The organism is Stenotrophomonas sp. Steno-C18 (genome assembly GCF_056393195.1).
The window spans coordinates 73876-94201 of sequence record NZ_JBWJOX010000001.1 but is presented as its reverse complement, the minus strand read 5'-3'; the positions used below and the strand labels follow the sequence as shown (position 1 = coordinate 94201).

Genomic DNA, 20326 nt, shown 5'->3' with positions numbered 1-20326 from the left:
CCGGAGTGAGCCGATGAGTGTGCTGAGTGTTCCGGTAAGTGCGCAGGACCATTACCAGGGGCGGCTGGATGCGCCCGTGGTGCTGGTCGAGTATGCCGATTACCAGTGCCCCTACTGCGGCGAGGCGTTCTCGCTGGTGAAGCGGCTGCAGCAGCGGTTCGGCGACGAGCTTTGCGTGGTGTTCCGCAACTTCCCGCTGGTCCAGTCGCACCCGCAGGCGCTGCCGGCGGCGATCACGGCCGAGTATGCCGCCGCGCAGGGGCAGTTCTGGCCGGCCCACGACGCCCTGTTCCGCAGCCAGCAGCAACTGGGTGAGGTGATCTACCGGGAGCTGATGCGCGAACTGGGCCTGCCGGAGGACGGGCTGGTTGCCGCGATGGAGGATGCCCGCTACATGCGGCGCATCCAGGATGACATCGATGGCGCCCTGCACAGTGGCGTCGGCGGCACGCCGACGTTCTTCATCAATGGCCGGCTGTTCCAGCCCAGCAAGAGCTTCGAGGAGCTGTACGACGCGATCGTCGCGGCGAAGGCTGCCGATCACTGAGCGGCGCGGAGACCGTGGCCGCCAGTGGACGGCCACGCCAGGCGGCTCAGTCGATCAGTTGCAGCACCGTCTCCGGCGGGCGGCACAGGGCGGTGCCCTTGGCGGTGCGCACGATCGGCCGGTTGATCAGGACGGGGTGGGCATGCATGGCCTGGACCAGCGCCGGCTCGTCGTCCAGCTTGTCGGCAAGGCCCAGCTCGGCATACGCCGTTTCCTTGCTGCGCAGCAGGTCGCGGGCAGGCATGCCCATTTCGGCAAGCAGCGTGCGCAGCTCGGCGATCGAAGGCGGTGTCTCCAGGTAGTTGATCACCTCCACGTCCACGCCGGCTTCCTGCAGCAGGGCCAGCGCGCCACGTGAATTGGAGCAGCGGTTGTTGTGCCAGAGGGTTGCCTTCATTGCCTCAGTACCACTCCAGCAGGGAGACGCCAACGCCGATGTAGGTGGCCCGGTGGTTGTAGTCGATCATGCTCTCGCCATAACCATCGAACACCTGCACGTGGCCGCGCAGCAGGTTGTTGATCGGGAAGCCGTAGTCCACCTGCAGCGAGCCATGCGAGCGGTCGCCGCTGCGCAGCGAGTGGCGGCCGGTGATGGCCAGTTCGTGGCCATTGCGGTTGTACACCAGGGTGGCATCGCCACGGCCGATGTAGTCCTCGATGTCCGGGTTGTTGTCGTCGCGGTCGCCTTCGGGGATGCGGTACCACGGGCGCAGCATCAGGGCCCAGTTCTCGCGGTCCAGGCCGAAGTTGAAGATCACCCGGTTCCAGCTGCGCGACAGCGGGTCGCTGCGGCCGTTGGACTGGTGGTTGAGGCTGATGCCGGTCATGCGGCCGTTCCAGCCCAGCAGCGAATAGCCGTTGCGGAAGGCCAGCATCACTTCCGGTTCGTAGTTGGTCTCGCGGAACGGGCGCGACAGTTCGCTGTTGTAGGCCTGCCAGCGCGAGCTCTGGGTGTAACCGACCCAGATGTCGCCGTTGTCGCCGAACAGGTTCTCGGCCACCTTGGTCTTGAAGCTGAGCTGGAACTTCAGCTCGGTGCTGTTCAGTGCTTCCGGCTCGGTGACCGTGTTGTTGGGGTTGGGCGAGTGCGGCATTTCGTTGGGCTTGCTGCTCCAGAACGCGGGCAGCAGGTACACCGGCTTGTAGGCGCGCAGCTGGAACAGGCCGAGCTTGGAGTCCTTGGCCAGCTCCCAGCGGCTGTCCAGCAGCGAGCCGCGGCCGGCGTTGGCGGCCATTGCCGCCAGCTCGTCGTGGGCGAACAGCTCGTTGCGGCGCGGGTCCTCCTCATCCAGGGCCTTGGCACTGACCTTGGCTTCCTTGCGAGCGGCCTGCGCGGCGTTGGCCGCGGCATCGGCGGCACGGGTGTCGGCCGGAGTGCGCCCCAGCGCGCTGTCGTAGCAGGCCAGGCGCGCGGCGTCGGAGTCCAGCGCGAAGCAGGCCTGTGGCGATGCGGGGGCGGTGAGGGATTCCTGGGCCAGGGCGGGGGCGCTGGCGCTGGCCAGGGCGGTCAGCAGGGCATAGCGAAGGGGCGTGTTCGGCATGGTGGGGTTCCGGTCATGGCAAAGGGCCGGGGACTTCCGCAGCAAAGCGGCATCCGTGCTCCGGCTGACATTGTCGGCGATTGCCCTGTGTAGGGGGAGTCTTGGCCGCGCGCTCAGTTGACGAACCACGCCACCGCGAACACCGCGACCATGGTCATGGCCAGGCCCAGCTTGAAGGCCACGCCCAGTACGATGCCCAGCCAGGTGCCGAGGCCGACCTTGGTGGCCTGGCCCAGCTTGCGCCCGTGCAGGTACTCGCCGCCCAGCGCGCCCAGGAAGGGGCCGACGAACAGGCCGATCGGCATGAAGAACAGGCCGGCCACCGTGCCGACCGCCGAGCCGACCAGCGCCAGGCGGCTGGCGCCCACCTTCTTTGCGCCGATCACCGTCGATATGACGTCGATGATGATGGAAATGACGGTCAAAACGCCAAGCACGACCAACGTGATCCAACCGACCCGTTCGAACCCTTCCGTCCAGGCGGCCACCAGCAGGCCCACGAACACCAGCGGGACCCCGGGCAGCGCGGGCAGGATGATGCCGGCGATGCCGGTCAATACGAGGAGGGCCGCAACCGTATAGAAGATGAATGAATAGTCCATATTGGTTCTGAAAGGGTCCATTGGGGGTTGACTTTAACGGCTTCACCGGGATTGCAATTTGATTTTTCCCGGGTTAAGTTGCAGCCGCTGAGCTTGGCAAGGTCACCGTGAATCGTGGCCTGATGGGTAGATCGCACGATTTGCTGCATCGTTGCACCTCGCTTCCTCCTTGCAATCAGCCGCCTTCCGGGGCGTTCCATCAAACGAGAGAGAGCAACAGGGAGTTAGTCGAGATGTCCGATCGCGAAACCGGTACCGTCAAGTGGTTCAACGATGCCAAGGGCTTTGGCTTCATCAGCCGTGAGAATGGTGAGGATGTGTTCGTGCACTTCCGCGCCATCCAGACCCAGGGCTTCAAGAGCCTGAAGGAAGGCCAGAAGGTCTCCTTCACCGTCGTCCAGGGCCAGAAGGGCCTGCAGGCCGACGCCGTGCAGCCGGTCTGATACAGACAGGCTGGCATGACAAAAGAAAGGCCCGCGCAAGCGGGCCTTTCCTTTTCCGGCGTGGCGGTTGCCTGGATCAGCGCAGTACCACGCGGCCATTGACCACGCGGACGTAGGCATTCTCTGCCACGCCGTTGAGGTTCTTCTGGTTGACCATGATCACGCGGCCGTCGTCCATGCGCACCTGGATGTCATAGGACTCGCCGGTGACGTTCTGCTGGATCTTGTTGCCTGCCAGCGCGCCGGCGGCGGCGCCGGCCACGGCGGCGATGTTCTGGTTGCCCTTGCTGCCGCCGGTGTGGTCGGAGATCTCATGGCCGGCCACGGCGCCGACGATGCCGCCCAGGATCGCGCCGGTCGCCGTCGGTGCGGTGCGGCCGGAGGACACGGCGTTGATGCGGGTGACGATGCCGCAATCGGCGCAGCGGTTCTGGTTGTAGTTGTTGCCACTCCCGTAGCCGCCACCATAGTTGTTGCCACCACCGTTGTAGCCGCCGCCGTAACCGGGCGACGTGGCGCAACCGGCCAGAGCCAGACTGGCAATGGCGCCTGCGGCGATCAACTGAATCTTCATGGTGCTTCTCCTTCGCCAGTGAACAAAAAGGTAAGTGCTTACCCGACGGCGTAGATCCTGTCGTTTCACATGTGAATGGAGGGCCAACCACATGTGAACACGATATTCACCGATGGATTACTTGAAGTCCTGGTGGCAGCTCTTGCAGTCGCTGCCGATCTTCTGGGACAGCGCCGCCAGGCTGGCACAGTCTGCCGCCGGCTTGGCCAGGGCGTCGTTGAGGGTGGCCCGGAAGCGGTTGGCATGCTGCTGGAACCGCTCGTCGTCACGCAGGCCGGGGAAGGCGACTTCCAGGTCGTTGGCCAGGGCGCGCAGGGTCTGCACGCGCGGGGCGGTGTCGTTGATGGTGCAGCGGTTCTGCTTCTGGCTTTCGCCCAGCAGTTGCACCTGCTTGGACATCACTGTCATCAGGCTGTCGGGGAAATGGTCCTGGCGGGCCTGGATGGCACGCATGCCCATCACCGTCGCCACCACGCCGATCAGCAGGCCGGCGATGAGGACATAGAGATAACGGGTAGCCTTGGACGGCTGGCGGACGGGTTCGGACATATGCGTTGGCTCCGGGCTACGTGGCATGGTCGTTGTAGGGGTACTGCCCGGCCATTATGCCGTCCCGGCTAAAATGGGCGGATGAAAGAACAACTGCGTGAGCGATTCGCCGGCATCGACCGGCTGTACGGTGCCGGGACCATCGAGCACCTGGCTGGCTGCCGGGTGGCCGTGGTCGGCATGGGCGGGGTGGGGTCCTGGGTGGTCGAGGCGCTGGCGCGCTCGGCGGTCGGGCACCTGAGCCTGATCGACGCCGACGACATCTGCGTGTCCAACACCAACCGGCAGCTGCCCGCGCTGGCGGGCCAGTACGGTCGCAACAAGGCGCTGGCCATGGCCGAGCGCTGCAAGGCGATCAATCCCGACATCGAGGTCGAGGCGGTGGAGTCGTTCCTGACCGGTTCGAACATGGCCGAACTGCTGGACCGCAACTTCGACCTGGTGATCGATGCCTGCGACAGCTTCCGGGTCAAGGTGGAGGCCATTGCCTGGTGCCGCCGCCGCAAGCTGCCGATGATCACCGTTGGCGCGGCCGGCGGACGCACCGACCCGACCCTGGTGCGGGTGCGCGACGTGTCGCGTACCGAGCACGACGCGATGATGGCGCTGATCCGCAAGAAGCTGCGCGCCGAGTTCAATTTCCCGAAGAACCCGCAGCGCTACTTCGGCGTGTCGGCGGTGTACTCGCTGGAGAACGTGAAATACCCGCAGGCCGACGGCAGCGTGTGCGGCCTGCGCCCGAACCTGGGCCCGGACGAGGCGATGAAGCTGGACTGTGGCGCCGGACTGGGCGCGGCCACCCACATCACCGGGGCATTCGCCTTCGCCGCGGTCGGCAAGGCGCTGGAAGTCCTGCTGAAGAAGAAAGCCACGTAGGAGTCGCTTCGCGAACTTCGCGGCCCGGGCCGCCCCTACGGCAGTCCGAACAGGCGTTGCGCGTTGGCGGTGGTCTGCGCGGCGATTTCTTCCGGCGCCTGTCCGCGCAGCTCGGCGACGGTTTCCAGGATGCTGGCCAGCCGGGCAGGTTCGTTGCGCTGGCCACGGATGCCGGCGTCCGGCTGGTCCGGCGCATCGGTCTCCAGCAGCAGGAACTCCAGCGGCATCTGCGCCACCAGCGTGCGCAGGCGGTTGGCGCGGGGATAGGTGAGGGGGCCACCAAGGCCGATCAGGAACCCCAGTTGCCACAACTGGCGGGCCTGTTCCGGGCTGCCGGAAAAGCTGTGGACCACCCCCTGCAGCCCGCCGGTGCGGCGGATGCGCAGGATGACCTCGTCCACCGCGCGGCGGGCATGCACCACCAGCGGCAGCCGGTGGCGGTGGGCCAGGTCGAGCTGGCCCTGGAAATAGAACCGCTGTGCTTCGGGGTCCAGGTCTTCAACGAAGAAGTCCAGGCCGCATTCGCCGATGGCGCGCGGGGATTCGCGGGTGATCCATTCGTCCAGCTGCTGCAGGTGTTGCGGCCGGTGTTCGGCCAGGAACATCGGGTGCAGCCCGTAGGCCGGGAACAGGCCGGGGGCGAGCGTGCAGCTCTGGCGCAGCTTGGGCCAGCTGGCCGCGGTCACCGCCGGCACCACCTGCGCGATCACCCCGGCCGCCTGCGCGCGCGCGATCACCGCCGCGCGGTCGGCGTCAAACGCATCGGCATCGAGGTGACAGTGGCTGTCGACCAGTTGCACGGGTCAGGACTTGCGTGGCGGCAACACCTGCGGCGCGTCGGAGGGGTCCTTGCGTCGCTTCCAGTTGGCCAGCAGCAGCGTACCCAGCCCGAACAGGATCTCGTCCAGGAACGGGATCGGGTCCGGCAGCAGCAACGTGACGAGGAACAGGCCTGCCGTGATCTTGAACAGGGTCGGGTAGCGCAGCTTGCGCGCCCACTCCATAAACGGCGTCAGCATCAGGGACATGGCAAATCCTGTGGTTGGGGAGTACAACAACCGCGATATTGCGGCGTGCCGTGCTTTTTCGATAGGCCGATGCCATTCATGCGGGCCTCTGTTCAGCTTTGGCGTGCTGGAATCCACCCCATATCAAGACGCGGGCCATCCGCAGGGAGCTGAACCATGAAAAGCACGACCACTACTGTTCTGGTTGCCGCCGGCGCCCTGCTGGTGGGTGGCATCGCCACTGCCGCTTTCATGCAGGGGCGCGACAAGGCCACCACGCTGCCGGCCGCGCAGACGCCGAACCCGGTGCTGGACAACCAGCCGCTGGCCGATGACGCCGCTGCCAGTTCGCAGGTCGAGGCAGGCGGCAAGCTGGAATACGCCGACGTGTTGAAGGTGGCCCCGGTCACCGAGAAGGAGCGCGTGTACGGCACGGTGACCCGCACCGAGCCGATCAACGAGACCTCGACCACCAGCACCCCGCATGAGGTCTGCAACGACGTGGTGGTGCAGGAGCGGCTGCCCGAGCGCGACGGCAACGTCGGCGGCACCGTGGCGGGCGCGGTGATCGGTGGCCTGCTGGGCAACCAGATCGGCGGCGGCAACGGCAAGAAGGCCGCGACCGCTGCAGGCGCGGTGGCCGGCGGTGTGATCGGCAACCAGGTCGACAAGCGCCACGTGGGCGGCCGTGTGGTCCAGCGCACCGAGCGCCAGTGCCACACCGAGCAGCGCACCGCCGAAAGCAGCCGCGTGACCGGCTACAACGTGACCTACCGCAAGCCCGATGGCAGCACCGGCACGATGCGCATGGACAGCCGTCCGGGTGAGCGCGTGTCGCTGGGCAACAGCGACCGCACGGTCGGCTATGACGTGACCTACCGCTACGAGGGCCAGGAAAAGACCGTGCGGATGGACAACCGCCCGAGCAGCGACCGCCTGCCGGTGCTGGACGGCCAGGTGGTGACGCAGACCGCCGCGGTGGATGGGGGCAGCAGCCGCCAGTAAGCAGGCGTGCTGCACCGAGAGCATCTGGAAGGCCGGCATCTTGCCGGCCTTCCTTGTTTGGAGCCGGCCCGCATCGCGCAGGCGACCGATGTCCCGGGCAGGTGTTAGGGTTCGGACCAATCCCGGCAGGAGCCTTGATCCATGAGCATCTTCGATCTGCGTCTGGAAACCGAACGCCTGATCCTGCGCCCACCGGGCCGGCAGGACTTCGAGGCCTTTGCCGCGTTCTGCGCCGACCCGGTGGCCATGCAGCACCTGGGGGGCGTGCAGCCCAAGCCGGTGGCGTGGCGCAGCCTGGCCGGGCTGGTCGGCAGCTGGCAGTTGCTGGGCTACTCGATGTTCTCCGTCATCGAGAAGGACAGCGGGACCTGGATCGGCCGGGTCGGGCCCTGGCAGCCGTACGGCTGGCCCGGTACCGAGGTGGGCTGGAGCATCGTGTCGTCGCACTGGGGACGCGGCTACGCCCCGGAAGCCGCACGCGCGGCCATCGATTGGGCCTTTGATGCGCTGGGCTGGGAGGAAGTGATCCATACCATCGCGCCGGACAACAGCAACTCCCAGCACGTGGCGCGCAAGCTGGGTGCGCGGGTGCTGCGCAATGCCCGACTGCCGCCGCCGCATGAGGTGGACGTGGAGGTTTGGGGGCAGTCGCGGCAGGCTTGGTTGGCGGCACGCTGACCGCCTGCCGATTGCTGCGGTTGCAGCTACCAACCGGCGTCGATTCCGGTCATATTCAATTGCCGCACGCCATCGCGGTGCGGGGAGAATCGACGCTGTGAGTACTGCCGCTGCACTGACGGTTTACGGCATGTCCAGTTCGGGCAACTGCCACAAGGTTCGTTTGCTGCTGGAACAACTGGGCTCCCGCTACCAGTGGAAAGAGGTCGACAGCGCCGGCGGCGATACCCGCACGGCCGAGTTCCTGGCGCTGAACCCGAACGGCAAGGTGCCGGTGGTGCAGCGCAACGATGGCCGCGTGCTTGCCGAATCCAATGCCATCCTGTTCTGGTTGGCCGAAGGCACGCCGTTCCTGCCGACCGATGGCTGGCAACGTGCCCAGGCGCTGTCCTGGATGTTCTTCGAGCAGTACAGCCACGAGCCCTATATCGCCGTGGCGCGCTTCATCAGTGGCTGGACGCCGGATGACTCGCCGCGCCGTGCCGACCTGCCACGGCTGCGTGCGCGCGGCCACGAGGCGTTGGCGGTGATGGCCCACCACCTGGCCGACCACCGTTGGTTCACCGGCGGCGATTACGGCATCGCCGACATTGCCCTGTTCGCCTACACCGCCGTGGCCGAGGACGGCGGCATTTCGCTGTCTTCGTACCCGGCGGTCGAACGCTGGCTGGAGGACGTCCGCCGCCAGCCCGGCTTCGTCGCCATGCCGGTGCCGGACGCCGAGGTCCAGGCGCGCTTCGCCGCGTCGCGCTGATCCCCCATTTCCCCCGCAACACCGCCTTGTTTCGTGGAGCCTGTCTGCATGTTCGCTCGTGTACCGAATCCCATCCCGGCCCGGATGAAGGGCCTGAACCGCGCCGAGATCTGCGATACCAACTTCATCGAATTCGTGAACGGCCTCGGCCGTGGGCCGGACGCCGGCCCGCAGGACGCCGCGCCGGTGCTGCCGGGCAGCGCGCTGGATGCGGCCGGCTTCCGTGAGCTGTTCGAGTCACAACTGATCAGCCGCCACTTGGACCTGATGGCGCGCGTGCTGCGCGTGCAGAACAAGGTCTTCTACACGATTGGTTCATCCGGCCACGAGGGCAACGCGATGGTGGCGCGGGCGACGCGGCATACCGATCCGGCCTTCCTGCATTACCGCTCCGGTGGCTTCATGGCCGAGCGCTTCCGCAAGCTGCCGGGCATGGACCCGGTGATGGATTCGGCGTTGTCGTTCGCCGCCAGCAAGGACGACCCGGCCAGCGGCGGCCGCCACAAGGTATGGGGCAGCAAGCCGCTGTGGGTGTTGCCGCAGACCTCGACCATCGCCTCGCACCTGCCCAAGGCGTTGGGCACGGCAATGGCGATCGAGGCCGGCAAGCGGCTGGGCCATGCGCTGCCGATCCCCGATGACAGCATCACCGTGTGCTCGTTCGGCGATGCCTCGGCCAACCATGCCACCGCGCAGACCGCCTTCAACGCCGCGGCGTGGAGCAGCTTCCAGAAGCTGCCGGCCCCGGTGTTGTTCGTCTGCGAGGACAACGGCATCGGCATCTCGGTGAAGACGCCCGAAGGCTGGATCGGCGAGAGCTTCCGCCACCGGCCAGGGCTGGATTACTTCCAGGCCGACGGCCTGGACCTGGCCGGCGGCTACGCCGAGGTGCAGCGTGCGGTGGAGCATTGCCGCCGCACCCGCCGGCCGACCTTCCTGCACCTGCGCACCAACCGCCTGATGGGCCATGCCGGCACCGATTTCGAGATCGAATGGCGGGCCCTGGAGGAGCTGTGCGCGGTGGAGGCCGGTGACCCGCTGCTGCGTTCGGCGCAGATCGCGGTGGAATCCGGGTTGATGGACAAGGACGAAGTGCTGGCGCTGTACGAGCACACCCGGCGCCGCTGCTTCGAAGCGGCCGAAGCCGCCGACCAGCGGCCGCGGCTGAAGGCACTGGCTGAGGTGGTTGCACCGCTGGCGCCGTACTCGCCGGCGCGGGTGGTCAAGGAAGCCACCCGCGCCGACTACGCCGAGCGCCGGTTGCAGGTGTTCGGGAGCGAGGCCGCGCTGCCGGAGAACCAGCCGCCCAAGCACCTGGCCATCCAGATCAACCAGGCCCTGCACGACCTGTTCTGCAAGTACCCGGAAACGCTGCTGTTCGGCGAGGACGTGGCGCAGAAGGGGGGCGTCTACACGGTGACCAAGGGCCTGCAGAAGGCATTCGGCCCGCGCCGGGTGTTCAACACGCTGCTGGACGAGACGATGATCCTGGGCATGGCGCAGGGCTTCGCCAACGTGGGCATGCTGCCACTGCCGGAGATCCAGTACCTGGCCTACCTGCACAACGCCATCGACCAGGTGCGTGGCGAAGCCTGCTCGCTGCAGTTCTTCTCCAACGACCAGTACCGCAACCCGATGCTGATCCGCATCGCCGGGCTGGGCTACCAGAAGGGCTTCGGCGGCCACTTCCACAACGACAACTCGATCACCGCCATCCGCGATATCCCCGGGTTGGTGGTGGGCTGCCCGTCGCGCGGCGATGATGCGGCGGCGATGCTGCGCACGCTGGCGGCGCTGGCCAAGGTGGACGGGCGGGTCTGCATCTTCCTGGAGCCAATCGCGCTGTACATGACCAAGGACCTGTACGAGACCGGCGATGGGCAATGGCTGTTCCCGTATCCGGCGCCGGAGCAGGCCATCGCGCTGGGCGAGGGGCGCGCGTATGGCGAAGGCAATGACGACCTGGTGATCTTCACCTATGGCAACGGCGTGCCGATGAGCCTGCGCGCGGCCAGGGCCATCGAACAGGCGCAGGGCTGGAAGGTGCGGGTGCTCGACCTGCGCTGGCTGGTGCCGTTGAACGAAGGCTGGATCGCCGAACAGGCCAAGGGCGCCAAGCGGATCCTGGTGGTCGACGAGGGCCGGCACAGCGCCGGGGTGGGCGAGGGCGTGATCACCGCGTTGGTCGAGGCCGGCCACGGCCAGGTGCCGCTGCGGCGGGTGACCGGTGCCGATACCTACACGCCGTTGGCCGGTGCCGCCCTGCTGGTGCTGCCGGGCGAGGGCGATATCGTCGCCGCGGCCGCGCAACTGGCGTGAGGCACCTGCCATCGCGGTCCGGCTGACACGCCCGCGCATTGCGGCAAGCTCGCCCCTCCCGCGTCCACGGGAACGGGGCGTGGCGCGCGGCCTTCACCCGGTCCAACGCGGCGGGCGGCTAGCCTGCCTCCATCTTCCGGTTGGAGCCCGCCATGAGCCCGTACAAGATTGCCGTTTTCGTCGGTAGCCTGCGCAAGGATTCGATCAACCGCCGCTTGGCGCATGCGCTGGAGAAGCTGGCCGGGGACCGGGCCCGCTTCGAGTACATCCAGATCGGTGATATCCCGCTGTACAACCAGGACCACGACGGCCAGTTTCCGGCACAGGGCACGCGGATGAAGAACCAGGTGCGTGCCGCCGACGCGGTCCTGTTCGTCACCCCCGAGTACAACCGCTCCATCCCCGGCGTGCTGAAGAACGCCATCGACACCGCGTCGCGGCCGTACGGTGACAATGCCTTCGACGGCAAGCCGGCGGCGGTGACCGGTGCCTCCATCGGGGCCATCGGCAGTGCATTGGCCCAGCAGCACCTGCGCAACGTGCTGGTCTTCGTGAATCTGGCGGTGCTGGCGCAGCCGGAGGCCTTCCTGCACTTCAAGGAGGGTCTGATCGAGGCCGACGGCACGATCACCAACGAGGCCACGCGGACGTTCCTGCAGGGCTTCGTGGACCGCTTCCTGGCCTGGATCGGGACCCACCACGCCGGCTGAGCGGTCGGCACGGGCGCGGCGGCTTTGCGATAATCGGCACCCGGCGCCGCAACGGCGCCGGGTGCTTCTTTCTGTATGGCCGCCCACTCCGGAACGCCCCGCCAGGCCGCGGGGGCTGGAATTGTGGACAGGTTATCCACAGAGTTGTCCGTACCCCGGTGGCAGATGCCCACCTACCATGGCCGTAGTGCCTTAGCGCAGGAATCACGTTTTTCTTATGTCCGCTCGTACTGGTTTCCGTTCCGACCGCAACGACCGCGCTGAGCGCGGCGAACAGCGCATTGATGCCCTGCGCGTACCCCCGCATTCGGTGGAAGCCGAGCAGGCGGTGCTCGGTGGCCTGATGCTGGCGCCGGAGGCATTCGACCGGGTCAACGAGGCGCTGACCGAGAAGGACTTCTACCGCCGCGACCACCAGCTGATCTACCGCGCCATCCGCGAGCTGTCCGAGCGTGACCGCCCGTTCGACGCGGTGACCCTGGGGGAATGGTTCGAGTCGCAGGGCAAGCTGGAACAGGTGGGCGATGGTGCGTACCTGATCGAGCTGGCCAGCACCACGCCGTCGGCGGCCAACATCAGCGCCTACGCCGAGATCGTGCGTGACAAGGCGGTGCTGCGGCAGCTGATCCAGGTGGGCACCGACATCGTCAATGACGGCTTCCAGCCCGAAGGGCGCGACAGCACCGAACTGCTGGCCACCGCCGAGAAGTCGGTGTTCGCCATCGCCGAGCAGGGCGCGCGCGGGCGGACCGACTTCGTGGCCATGCCCGGCGCGCTGAAGGACGCCTTCGAGGAGCTGCGCAACCGCTTCGAGAACGGCGGCAACATCACCGGCCTGCCGACCGGCTACAACGACTTCGACGCGATGACCGCCGGCCTGCAGCCGACCGACCTGATCATCCTTGCCGCGCGTCCGGCGATGGGCAAGACCACCTTCGCGCTGAACATCGCCGAGTACGCCGCGATCAAGTCGAAGAAGGGTGTGGCGGTGTTCTCGATGGAAATGTCGGCCTCGCAGCTGGCGATGCGCCTGATCTCCTCCAATGGCCGCATCAACGCGCAGCGCCTGCGTACCGGCCAGCTCGAGGACGAGGACTGGAGCCGCGTCACCGGTGCCATCCGCATGCTGAAGGAAACCAAGATCTTCATCGACGACACGCCGGGCGTGTCGCCGGAAGTGCTGCGCTCCAAGTGCCGCCGCCTCAAGCGCGAGCACGACCTGGGCCTGGTGGTGATCGACTACCTGCAGCTGATGAGTGTGCCGGGCAACAGCGAGAACCGCGCCACCGAAATCTCCGAGATCTCGCGTTCGCTCAAGGGTTTGGCCAAGGAGCTGAACGTGCCGGTGATCGCGCTGTCCCAGCTCAACCGCTCGCTGGAAACGCGTACCGACAAGCGCCCGGTGATGGCCGACCTTCGCGAATCCGGCGCTATCGAGCAGGACGCGGACATGATCGTGTTCATCTACCGCGACGATTACTACAACAAGGAAAGTTCGCCGGACAAGGGCCTGGCCGAGATCATCATCGGCAAGCACCGTGGTGGCCCGACCGGCTCGTGCAAGCTGAAGTTCTTCGGCGAGTACACCCGTTTCGACAACCTCAGCCACGACTCGGTCGGCGCGTTCGAGTAAGCCCCTCCGCCATGTCCATCGCCCTCGTCTGGTTCCGGCGCGACCTGCGCCTGCGTGACAACCCGGCCCTGCAGGCCGCGATCGAGGCAGGGCATACGCCGCTGCCGGTCTACATCCATGCGCCGCACGAAGAGGGCGCATGGGCACCGGGCGCGGCCTCCGATGCATGGCTGCACCAGTCGCTGCAGCAGCTTGACGCCGACCTGCGTGCACGTGGCAGTGCGCTGGTGCTGCGGCGTGGCGACAGCCATGCCGAACTGCAGGCGCTGATCGCCGAGAGCGGCGCGCAGGCGGTGTACTGGAACCGCAAGTACGAGCCGGCCACCCAGCCACGCGACGCGGCGATCAAGCGCGGCCTGCGCGAGCAGGGCGTGCACGCCGAGAGCCACAACGGCTATCTGCTGTTTGAACCGTGGGAACTGGCGACCCAACAGGGCGGCCCGTACAAGGTGTTCACGCCGTTCTGGCGCAACGCGCTGGGCCGGTGGCGGCTGGCGGCCTTGACCGAGGCGCCGTCGCGGCTGCCCGGCCATGGCCTGCAGGGCCTGCCGCTGCAGGCGTTGCAGCTGGCACCGCGGTTGCACTGGGATGCGGGGTTCTGGGCGCACTGGCAACCGGGCGAGGCCGGTGCGCAGGAGGCATTGGACGTCTTCACCGATGGCGCGCTCAATGGCTACCGCGAGCAGCGCGACCTGCCGGACCGTACCGGCACCTCGTTGATGTCGCCGCACCTGCATTTCGGCGAGATCGCGCCGTGGCGCATCGTGCACGCGCTGGAGCGGCTGCGCAGTGCCGGTCGCGACGCCGACATCGAAGGTTACGTGCGGCAACTGGGCTGGCGCGAGTTCTCCTGGCACCTGCTGCATCACTTTCCGCAGACTTCCGACAGCAACCTCAATCCGCGCTTCGATACGTTCGCCTGGGCGCCGCCGCGCGCCGAGCTGCTGGGCGCCTGGCAGCAGGGCCGCACCGGCATCCCCATCATCGATGCCGGCATGCGCGAACTGTGGGTTACCGGCTACATGCACAACCGCGTGCGCATGCTGGTCGGCAGCTTCCTGTGCAAGCACCTGCGCATGCATTGGGAGGAAGGCGCGCGCTGGTTCTGGGACACGCTGGTGGATGCCGACCTGGCCAACAACAGCATGGGCTGGCAGTGGATCGCCGGCACCGGCGCTGACGCGGCGCCGTACTTCCGGGTGTTCAACCCGGTGACGCAGGCGCAGAAGTTCGACCCGCATGCGCGCTACATCACCCGCTGGGTGCCGGAACTGGCGGGGCTGCCGGTCAAGGCGCGGTTCGCGCCGTGGTTGTCACCGTCGCTGCTGGCCGAGCAGGCGCCCACGTATCCGGCACAGCCGCTGGTCGATCTGGCGCAGGGCAGGGAGGCCGCATTGGCCGCCTACCACCGGTGCCGCTGAGAGTTTGAACGCTTCAGACAGTTAGATGAATGGAACCCGCTTCCGGCGCGGTTCCATCATCCCCACGTCGCAGCCTGCTGTTTATCCTTGCCCGGCAAATCCACGCCGGCCTTCCTGCCGGCCCATGAAGGAGACTCTGATGAGCACCGTTACCGCTGTCCGCAATATTTCCCTTGGTCTGGTGGCAGCTGCCGTCCTCTCGGCCTGTGCCACCGGTGGCTCTTACGTGCAGCAGGACCCGTACGGCAACCAGACCCAGCAGCAGAACAAGACCGGCAAGGGCGCGCTGATCGGCACCGCCATCGGCGTGGCCGCGGGCCTGCTCAGCGGTGGCGATGCCACCGAGCGTCGCCAGCGTGCGATGGTCGGCGCCGGTATCGGTGCGTTGAGCGGCGCGGCGATCGGCAACTACCAGGACCGCCAGGAGCGGGCCCTGCGCGAGCGCACCGCCAACACCGGCATCGACGTGCAGCGCGAAGGTGACAACATCACCCTGAACCTGCCCGACGGCATCACCTTCGACTTCAACAAGACCACCCTCAAGCCGCAGTTCTACGGTGCGCTCAATGGCGTGGCCAGCACCCTGCGCGAGTACAACCAGACCATGATCGAAGTGGTTGGCCACACCGACAGCATCGGCACCGACGCGGTGAACAACCGCATCTCGAAGGAACGCGCCGACGCCGTGGCCGCCTACCTGACCGCGCAGGGCGTGCAGGGCGCGCGCATCGAGACGCTGGGTGCCGGCAAGGCCTACCCGATCGCCGACAACAGCACCGACGCCGGCCGTGCACAGAACCGCCGCGTGGAGATCCGCCTGATCCCGCTGAAGTCGTGATCGCAGCCGCAGCGTTGATGGTGTGAAGCAAGGGCCGCGCAAGCGGCCCTTGTCATGTCGGCACGGGGAGGCGATGCGCCTTGGCCTGCAACCGCGCCGCGGCAGGTCAGCCGGCGATGACCGCGCTGTTGCGTCCCTTGCGCTTGGCTTCGTACAGCGCCGCATCGGCGCGCGCGAACCAGTCCTGCCAGCGCTGTTCGCCGGCATACATCGCCCCGCCCAGGGAGATGGTGATGCGGCCGTCGGGGCCCCGCAGTGCCTCGTACACCGCCTTGCGGATCCGTTCGGTGAAGCATTCCAGGGCTTCGCGCGTACCGGTCTCGGCCAGGATCACGAATTCCTCGCCACCGAAGCGGAACACCTGGTCCCGGTCGCGCAGTTCAAAGCGCAGGATGGCGGCCAGGTCAGACAGGGCGGCATCGCCGGCGGCGTGACCGTGGCGGTCATTGACGTCCTTGAAGTGGTCGATGTCCAGCACCACCAGCGCGTGCCGGAAGCGGCTCTCGCGCTGGCCGATGATCTGCTGGCTGAGGGTACGTTCGAGCGCGCGCCGGTTGGGCACGCCGGTGAGGGCATCGAGCGAGGCCAGTTGCTCCAGGCGGCTGCGGTCGCCCTGCAGGCGCCGCGAGAAGCGATGGCCGAAACCGAAGGTCAGCACGATGACGGCAAGCGCCTGCGGCTGGATCGGCGCGAGCAGCAGCCCGGGCTGCAGCAACAGCCCGACGACCAATGCCAGGTTGACCGGTGCGGCGACCTCGTAGCGGACGATGAAGAAGTTGCTGATCAGGACCAGGAACGTCCATGCCAGCGCCGAATGCTGCAGCACCCACGCCGCCAACAGGCAGCCGCCTGCATTGGCGAGGGCGGCCAGCACCCCGGCGATGTCCAGCCTTCGACGCTGGGCCAGGACCGTGGCTGCCACGGCCACAGCGGTGAGCAGCAGGCTGATGGCCAGTTCCGGCAGGCGCCGGTCGGCAGCCAGCCAGGCACTGAAGAACACCAGCACCAGCGCCGAGGTCGGCGCGATCGTGCGCAGCGGTACGCTGCGCAGCGCCTGCGGCAGGTCGGGAACGTGCTGGACGGGAGGGCCGGGGGTGTGCATGGCGGCGGCAACATAGCAGCGGCCGTGGCGGATTTCCTTCACCCGGATACACATGGTCAGGCGTCGGATTGCTTTGTGCAGGAACGCCCCGGAAGGGCGTCATTTACTGACCAACCACGGCCGCGTTCATGTCCGATATGGACGCACGGCGGCGCTTTTCAAGGCGTGTTCGGCAGCGTCGCGTGAAGCCGGATTTCACCGTCCGGACGCCGCGCCGGCCCATTTGCGCAAACCCGATCAGGCCAGCGGCAGGCGGCTTTCGGCCCGGCTGTAGCGATCGTGCAGTGCTCGCACCTGCGCGGCGCGTGGATGGACGCGCACGGTATCACCGAACGTCCGCAGGTACTGGCAGGCGGCGAAGCCCGGCGATTGCCGCTCGTAATCGGCGATCCAGGCCAACCGGTCCGGGCGGTTGGCCTGCTCGGCTGACCACGCCGCGACGCGTGGCTGGATGCGGGCTTTCATCCCCATCCGCCATGGCTTGGGAGTAAGACGCGCGCGGAAGCAGTGCTGCAGGCGGCACATGCGGGCATACAGCGGATCGGCGTGGACCGCCTTGAAGAACTGGTGGACCGCCTTGTCCTGCGGATCGAACACCGCGTGCATCACCAGCACCCGCAAACCGGCCGGCGTGCGGTAGGTGCGCAGCGTCCAGTCCGGTTGTTGCCGTGAGAACTGCTCCAGCCTGGCCAGCGCGCGCCCTTGGGCGCCTCCATTGGCGTTGAAGCGCACGCGCCTGACCGCTACCACCAGCCAGTTGAGCAGGACCAGCGCGAGGGTGGCGGCTGCGGCGCCTATCCACCAGTTGTTCGCGTTGACGCCGACGATGGCCATCACCCCGAGCCAGCAGGCCGCCGACAGCAACAAGGGCAGTACACAGCCGGAGGGAGGCTCTTCCAGGTCGATGTCGGCGAACAGCACGTCCGGGGTGTTCAGGCACAGCGCGCCGTAGCTGTTGCGGGTGATGACATCTTCGCCCTCGCGTGCAACGACCTGTTCGCGGATGGGCACGCCTTCCACGCCATAGTGGGTGCGGCGCTCGCGGCGCGGCAGTGATTCGCCGGCAAGGATGGCGTCCATGGCCTGCTGCACGCGCGCCTCGGCATGCGCCTGGGCGGCCTCCAGGCTGAGCTCGGACCAGCCGAAGCGGCGGACGGTGACGCTGCGGCGGCGATGGCGGACCTGCCTGCGGGCCTCGGCCCAATACTCCGGAACAATCATCTGCCGTCCTGCGGTCATCCTGACGAAGTGGCCGGAGTCTGGCATAGGCCATGACGCCCGTCACCGGCCCCGCCGGCGCATGGCGGCGTACCGACGCGTCGTCGGGTAGGCTCAGAGGCAACGTTCAACAGGGGTGTCACGTGCTGAAGGGAAGCAACGCCTGCCTGGCGTCGATGCTGGCCATGGTGGGTACGGCTGCGGCCACCGACGACGTCGAGGCAGCGCAACCAAAGGCCACGTTTGTTTACGTGGACAAGTCCGAGCGGCAGTTGTTCGTCTTCAGTGGCCGCACGCTGTTGCTGCAGTACCCGATCGCGCTGGGGCGGGTGCCGGCCGGGCACAAGCAACAGGAGGGGGACAAACGCACGCCGGAAGGGGTGTACATGCTGGACTGGAAGAACCCGAACAGCCGCTACCACCGTTCGATCCATGTCTCCTACCCGAATGCCGCGGACCGTGCCGATGCGCAGCGGCGCGGCGTGTCCCCGGGAGGGGACATCATGATCCACGGCCAGCCGAATCAGTCGCCCCTGCCGGCCGCGGCCTTGCAGCAGCATGACTGGACCGATGGCTGCATCGCGCTGACCGATGCGCAGATGGATGCGCTGTGGGAGGTGGTGGATGTGCCGGTGCCGATCCGGATCGTGCCGTGAGCGGCGGGCACTGTCTGCAGGCGGCGGGGGAACGGCGGGGTTTGAATCGGCCACGGTGCCGGTTTCATCACGGTGCCTGCCGGTGAAGCGGGGTATACCGGCCAGGCGTGCCGGGCCGTGTCGCAATCGCGCCCGGTGCGGGTGCATGCTGTGCTCCCCATCCCAACTCCCGCCTGGAGGGATCCGATGATGGACGGTCTCGTCGAGCGCAACCGCGATGCAATCATCCTGGCCGCGCGCATCCTGTTGATGGTCTTGTTCATCATGTCAGGGCTTTCCAAGCTGACGAACTTCGCCGGAACGGTGGCCTACATGGCATCGCTGCATGCACCGCTTCCCACCTTGGCGGCAGCGGTGTCGGTGTTCATGGAGTTCTTCGTCGGCGCGGCCATCGTGGTGGGCCTGTGGGTGCGGCCGCTGGCACTGTTGTTCGTTCTTTTCACGCTGGGTACGGCCGTGATGGGCCATGGGTTCTGGTCGATGGAGGGGCAAGCGCGCGACCTCAATACGATCCAGTTCTTCAAGAACGTCGCCATCTGCGGTGGCCTGCTGCTGCTGGCCGTTACCGGCGGCGGGCGCTACGCACTGACGCGCAGCCACTGAGTGGCAGGAGCAGGCGCGCGCGGGCCTGCTCAGTCCTCCAGCTTGAGTGCGGCGTCGGCGGCCAGCAGGGCCTGCGCCGCCGCGCCCAACGGGGGCGATGCCACGTCCTGCACGCCCAGCACCTGCAGCACTTCCTCGCCGGTGACGAAGCGTCGGCCGCGCCGGTCGTACATGCCGGTGATCAGCAGGGCGCGGGTGGCTACCTTGTCGTCGTCGCCGACCAGCACGCGTTGCTCCATCAGGATGCGGCCGCCGACCCAGCCGACCATGCGCGTTTCCAGGGTGAAGCGCTGGAATGGCTTGAGTTCGCGCCGGAACTGGATGGTGCCGGCGCCGGCGATCGGCGCCCACTTGCGGCGCATCGCCACTTTGCCCAGGCCGGTGCGCAGCACCAGGTCCAGCCGGCCCAGGTCGAAGATCGTCCAGTAACGGCCGTTGGTCATGTGCAGGTTCAGGTCGATGTCGTTGGGCAGCACCCGGAACTGCAGCCGCGACACGCCGGTGGGGGCCTGCAGGCGCGGGCGGAACCAGGAACAGATCAGCAGGTGCAGCAGACGGAACCAGAGATTCATGGCGTGGGCAAACCTTTTATAACGACTGTCATAACGCGCGTACGCTAAGCTATGACACCCGTCATAGCAAGGACCTCGCGATGCGCCGCCGTCCCACCGATGCCCCGCAGCGCGTGATCAGCACCGCCGCCGACATGCTGGCGACCTATGGCCTCAATGCCACCAGCATCCGCGAGGTCACCAAGCGTGCCGAGGCGCCGTTTGGCTCGACCTATCACCATTTCCCCGGTGGCAAGCAGCAGGTGCTGGCCGAAGCGACCGCCCTGGCCGGCAGCCGCATCGACGCCATGCTCGACGAGGTCCTGCGCGAGGGCGTGGTCAGCGGCGTTTCGCGCTTCCTGGCGCTATGGCGCGAACGCCTGCTCAAGTCCGACTTCCACGTGGGCTGCCCGGTACTTGCCGCGGCGGTGGAAGAGCCCATCGACGGCGGCGCCGACGATGCCCGGGAAGCGGCCGGTGTTGCGTTCACGGCGTGGGAGCGACGCCTGGCCGAAGCGTTCATCGGCGAAGGCCATGCGCCGGTCCAGGCGCAGGCATTGGCGACGATGCTGATCGCCAGCGTCGAAGGCGCGGTGGCGATCAGCCGGGCCACGCGTGACATCGCCGCGTTCGACCGGGTGGTCGAGCGATTGGAAGCCTTGTTGCGCTGAGCTCGCCCGCGTCCTGGCCGGATGCGGA

General features: G+C 67.3%; 24 protein-coding genes. 14 read left to right on the top strand and 10 right to left on the bottom strand.

What is annotated here, in order from left to right; genetic code table 11:
* The first annotated feature begins 13 nt into the window (after positions 1–13).
* Positions 14–547 carry a DsbA family protein gene (locus AC06FE_RS00455; RefSeq protein ID WP_478071945.1) on the top strand — a complete coding sequence of 178 codons (534 nt, stop codon included), beginning with the start codon at positions 14–16 and terminating at the stop codon, positions 545–547.
* Between the two features lie 46 nt (positions 548–593).
* On the opposite strand, the gene arsC is transcribed toward AC06FE_RS00455, so the two are convergent.
* From arsC to AC06FE_RS00440, 3 genes are all read right to left on the bottom strand, one after another.
* On the bottom strand, positions 594–944 hold the full coding sequence (gene arsC, locus AC06FE_RS00450; protein WP_313250886.1) for an arsenate reductase (glutaredoxin): 351 nt from the start codon (positions 942–944) through the stop codon (positions 594–596).
* A gap of 4 nt (positions 945–948) precedes the next feature.
* Complete coding sequence (locus AC06FE_RS00445) at positions 949–2088, bottom strand: phospholipase A (RefSeq protein ID WP_192288439.1); 1140 nt, start codon at positions 2086–2088, stop codon at positions 949–951.
* A 113-nt stretch (positions 2089–2201) separates the two neighbouring features.
* On the bottom strand, positions 2202–2690 hold the full coding sequence (locus AC06FE_RS00440; protein ID WP_192288440.1) for a DUF456 domain-containing protein: 489 nt from the start codon (positions 2688–2690) through the stop codon (positions 2202–2204).
* Between the two features lie 233 nt (positions 2691–2923).
* Here AC06FE_RS00440 and AC06FE_RS00435 point away from each other — a divergent pair, with 233 nt between their 5' ends.
* Positions 2924–3133, top strand: a complete 210-nt coding sequence (locus tag AC06FE_RS00435; RefSeq protein WP_055944114.1) for a cold-shock protein — start codon at positions 2924–2926, stop codon at positions 3131–3133.
* Between the two features lie 76 nt (positions 3134–3209).
* Here the strand turns inward: AC06FE_RS00435 and AC06FE_RS00430 are convergent, their stop codons facing one another.
* On the bottom strand, positions 3210–3707 hold the full coding sequence (locus AC06FE_RS00430; RefSeq protein ID WP_192288441.1) for a glycine zipper 2TM domain-containing protein: 498 nt from the start codon (positions 3705–3707) through the stop codon (positions 3210–3212).
* Positions 3708–3824: 117 nt separating this feature from the next.
* Entirely contained in the window at positions 3825–4256 is a 432-nt protein-coding gene (locus AC06FE_RS00425) for a hypothetical protein (RefSeq protein ID WP_478071944.1), read from the bottom strand.
* Positions 4257–4337: 81 nt separating this feature from the next.
* Here AC06FE_RS00425 and AC06FE_RS00420 point away from each other — a divergent pair, with 81 nt between their 5' ends.
* Positions 4338–5132, top strand: coding sequence for a tRNA threonylcarbamoyladenosine dehydratase (locus tag AC06FE_RS00420; RefSeq protein WP_132864172.1), 795 nt, complete (start codon positions 4338–4340; stop codon positions 5130–5132).
* A gap of 35 nt (positions 5133–5167) precedes the next feature.
* On the opposite strand, the gene AC06FE_RS00415 is transcribed toward AC06FE_RS00420, so the two are convergent.
* Together AC06FE_RS00415 and AC06FE_RS00410 are read right to left on the bottom strand one after the other, a co-directional pair.
* A complete protein-coding gene (locus AC06FE_RS00415; protein ID WP_132864171.1) occupies positions 5168–5932 on the bottom strand; it encodes a TatD family hydrolase in 765 nt (254 codons plus the stop codon).
* Positions 5933–5935: 3 nt separating this feature from the next.
* Entirely contained in the window at positions 5936–6160 is a 225-nt protein-coding gene (locus AC06FE_RS00410; RefSeq protein ID WP_132864170.1) for a DUF6116 family protein, read from the bottom strand.
* Between the two features lie 156 nt (positions 6161–6316).
* On the opposite strand from AC06FE_RS00410, the gene AC06FE_RS00405 reads away from it, so the two are divergent.
* From AC06FE_RS00405 to AC06FE_RS00370, 8 genes are all read left to right on the top strand, one after another.
* A complete protein-coding gene (locus tag AC06FE_RS00405; protein ID WP_446540500.1) occupies positions 6317–7144 on the top strand; it encodes a glycine zipper 2TM domain-containing protein in 828 nt (275 codons plus the stop codon).
* A 141-nt stretch (positions 7145–7285) separates the two neighbouring features.
* A complete protein-coding gene (locus AC06FE_RS00400) occupies positions 7286–7822 on the top strand; it encodes a GNAT family N-acetyltransferase (protein ID WP_313250875.1) in 537 nt (178 codons plus the stop codon).
* Between the two features lie 97 nt (positions 7823–7919).
* Positions 7920–8576: a glutathione S-transferase family protein gene (locus AC06FE_RS00395; RefSeq protein WP_279432512.1), complete on the top strand. Its 657-nt coding sequence runs from the start codon at positions 7920–7922 to the stop codon at positions 8574–8576.
* A 48-nt stretch (positions 8577–8624) separates the two neighbouring features.
* Complete coding sequence (locus AC06FE_RS00390) at positions 8625–10895, top strand: thiamine pyrophosphate-dependent enzyme (RefSeq protein WP_478071943.1); 2271 nt, start codon at positions 8625–8627, stop codon at positions 10893–10895.
* Between the two features lie 152 nt (positions 10896–11047).
* Positions 11048–11605, top strand: coding sequence for an NADPH-dependent FMN reductase (locus AC06FE_RS00385; protein WP_478071942.1), 558 nt, complete (start codon positions 11048–11050; stop codon positions 11603–11605).
* A gap of 217 nt (positions 11606–11822) precedes the next feature.
* Positions 11823–13238 carry a replicative DNA helicase gene (locus AC06FE_RS00380; protein ID WP_478071941.1) on the top strand — a complete coding sequence of 472 codons (1416 nt, stop codon included), beginning with the start codon at positions 11823–11825 and terminating at the stop codon, positions 13236–13238.
* 11 nt (positions 13239–13249) lie between these two features.
* On the top strand, positions 13250–14659 hold the full coding sequence (locus tag AC06FE_RS00375; RefSeq protein ID WP_478071940.1) for a cryptochrome/photolyase family protein: 1410 nt from the start codon (positions 13250–13252) through the stop codon (positions 14657–14659).
* Positions 14660–14798: 139 nt separating this feature from the next.
* Positions 14799–15497 carry a YiaD family glycine zipper/OmpA-like lipoprotein gene (locus AC06FE_RS00370; RefSeq protein ID WP_132864162.1) on the top strand — a complete coding sequence of 233 codons (699 nt, stop codon included), beginning with the start codon at positions 14799–14801 and terminating at the stop codon, positions 15495–15497.
* A 106-nt stretch (positions 15498–15603) separates the two neighbouring features.
* Here the strand turns inward: AC06FE_RS00370 and AC06FE_RS00365 are convergent, their stop codons facing one another.
* Both AC06FE_RS00365 and AC06FE_RS00360 read right to left on the bottom strand, forming a co-directional pair.
* Positions 15604–16641: a GGDEF domain-containing protein gene (locus AC06FE_RS00365; RefSeq protein WP_478071939.1), complete on the bottom strand. Its 1038-nt coding sequence runs from the start codon at positions 16639–16641 to the stop codon at positions 15604–15606.
* Positions 16642–16836: 195 nt separating this feature from the next.
* Positions 16837–17820, bottom strand: a complete 984-nt coding sequence (locus tag AC06FE_RS00360; RefSeq protein WP_478071938.1) for a hypothetical protein — start codon at positions 17818–17820, stop codon at positions 16837–16839.
* Positions 17821–17960: 140 nt separating this feature from the next.
* Between AC06FE_RS00360 and AC06FE_RS00355 the strand changes: the two genes are divergently transcribed.
* Positions 17961–18473, top strand: a complete 513-nt coding sequence (locus tag AC06FE_RS00355; RefSeq protein ID WP_478071937.1) for a L,D-transpeptidase family protein — start codon at positions 17961–17963, stop codon at positions 18471–18473.
* Positions 18474–18659: 186 nt separating this feature from the next.
* The gene (locus AC06FE_RS00350; RefSeq protein WP_478071936.1) at positions 18660–19076 is read left to right on the top strand and encodes a DoxX family protein; all 417 of its coding nucleotides are present in this window, start codon (positions 18660–18662) and stop codon (positions 19074–19076) included.
* A gap of 29 nt (positions 19077–19105) precedes the next feature.
* On the opposite strand, the gene AC06FE_RS00345 is transcribed toward AC06FE_RS00350, so the two are convergent.
* Positions 19106–19648 carry a thioesterase family protein gene (locus tag AC06FE_RS00345; protein ID WP_132864159.1) on the bottom strand — a complete coding sequence of 181 codons (543 nt, stop codon included), beginning with the start codon at positions 19646–19648 and terminating at the stop codon, positions 19106–19108.
* 80 nt (positions 19649–19728) lie between these two features.
* Between AC06FE_RS00345 and AC06FE_RS00340 the strand changes: the two genes are divergently transcribed.
* A complete protein-coding gene (locus AC06FE_RS00340; protein WP_446540507.1) occupies positions 19729–20298 on the top strand; it encodes a TetR/AcrR family transcriptional regulator in 570 nt (189 codons plus the stop codon).
* Positions 20299–20326: the final 28 nt, after the last annotated feature.

Coding starts and splice junctions, on each gene's coding strand:
- AC06FE_RS00455 (WP_478071945.1), top strand. CDS start 14: ATGAGTGTGCTGAGTGTTCCGGTAAGTGCGCAGGACCATTACCAGGGG.
- arsC (WP_313250886.1), bottom strand. CDS start 944: ATGAAGGCAACCCTCTGGCACAACAACCGCTGCTCCAATTCACGTGGC.
- AC06FE_RS00445 (WP_192288439.1), bottom strand. CDS start 2,088: ATGCCGAACACGCCCCTTCGCTATGCCCTGCTGACCGCCCTGGCCAGC.
- AC06FE_RS00440 (WP_192288440.1), bottom strand. CDS start 2,690: ATGGACTATTCATTCATCTTCTATACGGTTGCGGCCCTCCTCGTATTG.
- AC06FE_RS00435 (WP_055944114.1), top strand. CDS start 2,924: ATGTCCGATCGCGAAACCGGTACCGTCAAGTGGTTCAACGATGCCAAG.
- AC06FE_RS00430 (WP_192288441.1), bottom strand. CDS start 3,707: ATGAAGATTCAGTTGATCGCCGCAGGCGCCATTGCCAGTCTGGCTCTG.
- AC06FE_RS00425 (WP_478071944.1), bottom strand. CDS start 4,256: ATGTCCGAACCCGTCCGCCAGCCGTCCAAGGCTACCCGTTATCTCTAT.
- AC06FE_RS00420 (WP_132864172.1), top strand. CDS start 4,338: ATGAAAGAACAACTGCGTGAGCGATTCGCCGGCATCGACCGGCTGTAC.
- AC06FE_RS00410 (WP_132864170.1), bottom strand. CDS start 6,160: ATGTCCCTGATGCTGACGCCGTTTATGGAGTGGGCGCGCAAGCTGCGC.
- AC06FE_RS00405 (WP_446540500.1), top strand. CDS start 6,317: ATGAAAAGCACGACCACTACTGTTCTGGTTGCCGCCGGCGCCCTGCTG.
- AC06FE_RS00400 (WP_313250875.1), top strand. CDS start 7,286: ATGAGCATCTTCGATCTGCGTCTGGAAACCGAACGCCTGATCCTGCGC.
- AC06FE_RS00390 (WP_478071943.1), top strand. CDS start 8,625: ATGTTCGCTCGTGTACCGAATCCCATCCCGGCCCGGATGAAGGGCCTG.
- AC06FE_RS00385 (WP_478071942.1), top strand. CDS start 11,048: ATGAGCCCGTACAAGATTGCCGTTTTCGTCGGTAGCCTGCGCAAGGAT.
- AC06FE_RS00380 (WP_478071941.1), top strand. CDS start 11,823: ATGTCCGCTCGTACTGGTTTCCGTTCCGACCGCAACGACCGCGCTGAG.
- AC06FE_RS00375 (WP_478071940.1), top strand. CDS start 13,250: ATGTCCATCGCCCTCGTCTGGTTCCGGCGCGACCTGCGCCTGCGTGAC.
- AC06FE_RS00370 (WP_132864162.1), top strand. CDS start 14,799: ATGAGCACCGTTACCGCTGTCCGCAATATTTCCCTTGGTCTGGTGGCA.
- AC06FE_RS00360 (WP_478071938.1), bottom strand. CDS start 17,820: ATGATTGTTCCGGAGTATTGGGCCGAGGCCCGCAGGCAGGTCCGCCAT.
- AC06FE_RS00350 (WP_478071936.1), top strand. CDS start 18,660: ATGATGGACGGTCTCGTCGAGCGCAACCGCGATGCAATCATCCTGGCC.
- AC06FE_RS00345 (WP_132864159.1), bottom strand. CDS start 19,648: ATGAATCTCTGGTTCCGTCTGCTGCACCTGCTGATCTGTTCCTGGTTC.
- AC06FE_RS00340 (WP_446540507.1), top strand. CDS start 19,729: ATGCGCCGCCGTCCCACCGATGCCCCGCAGCGCGTGATCAGCACCGCC.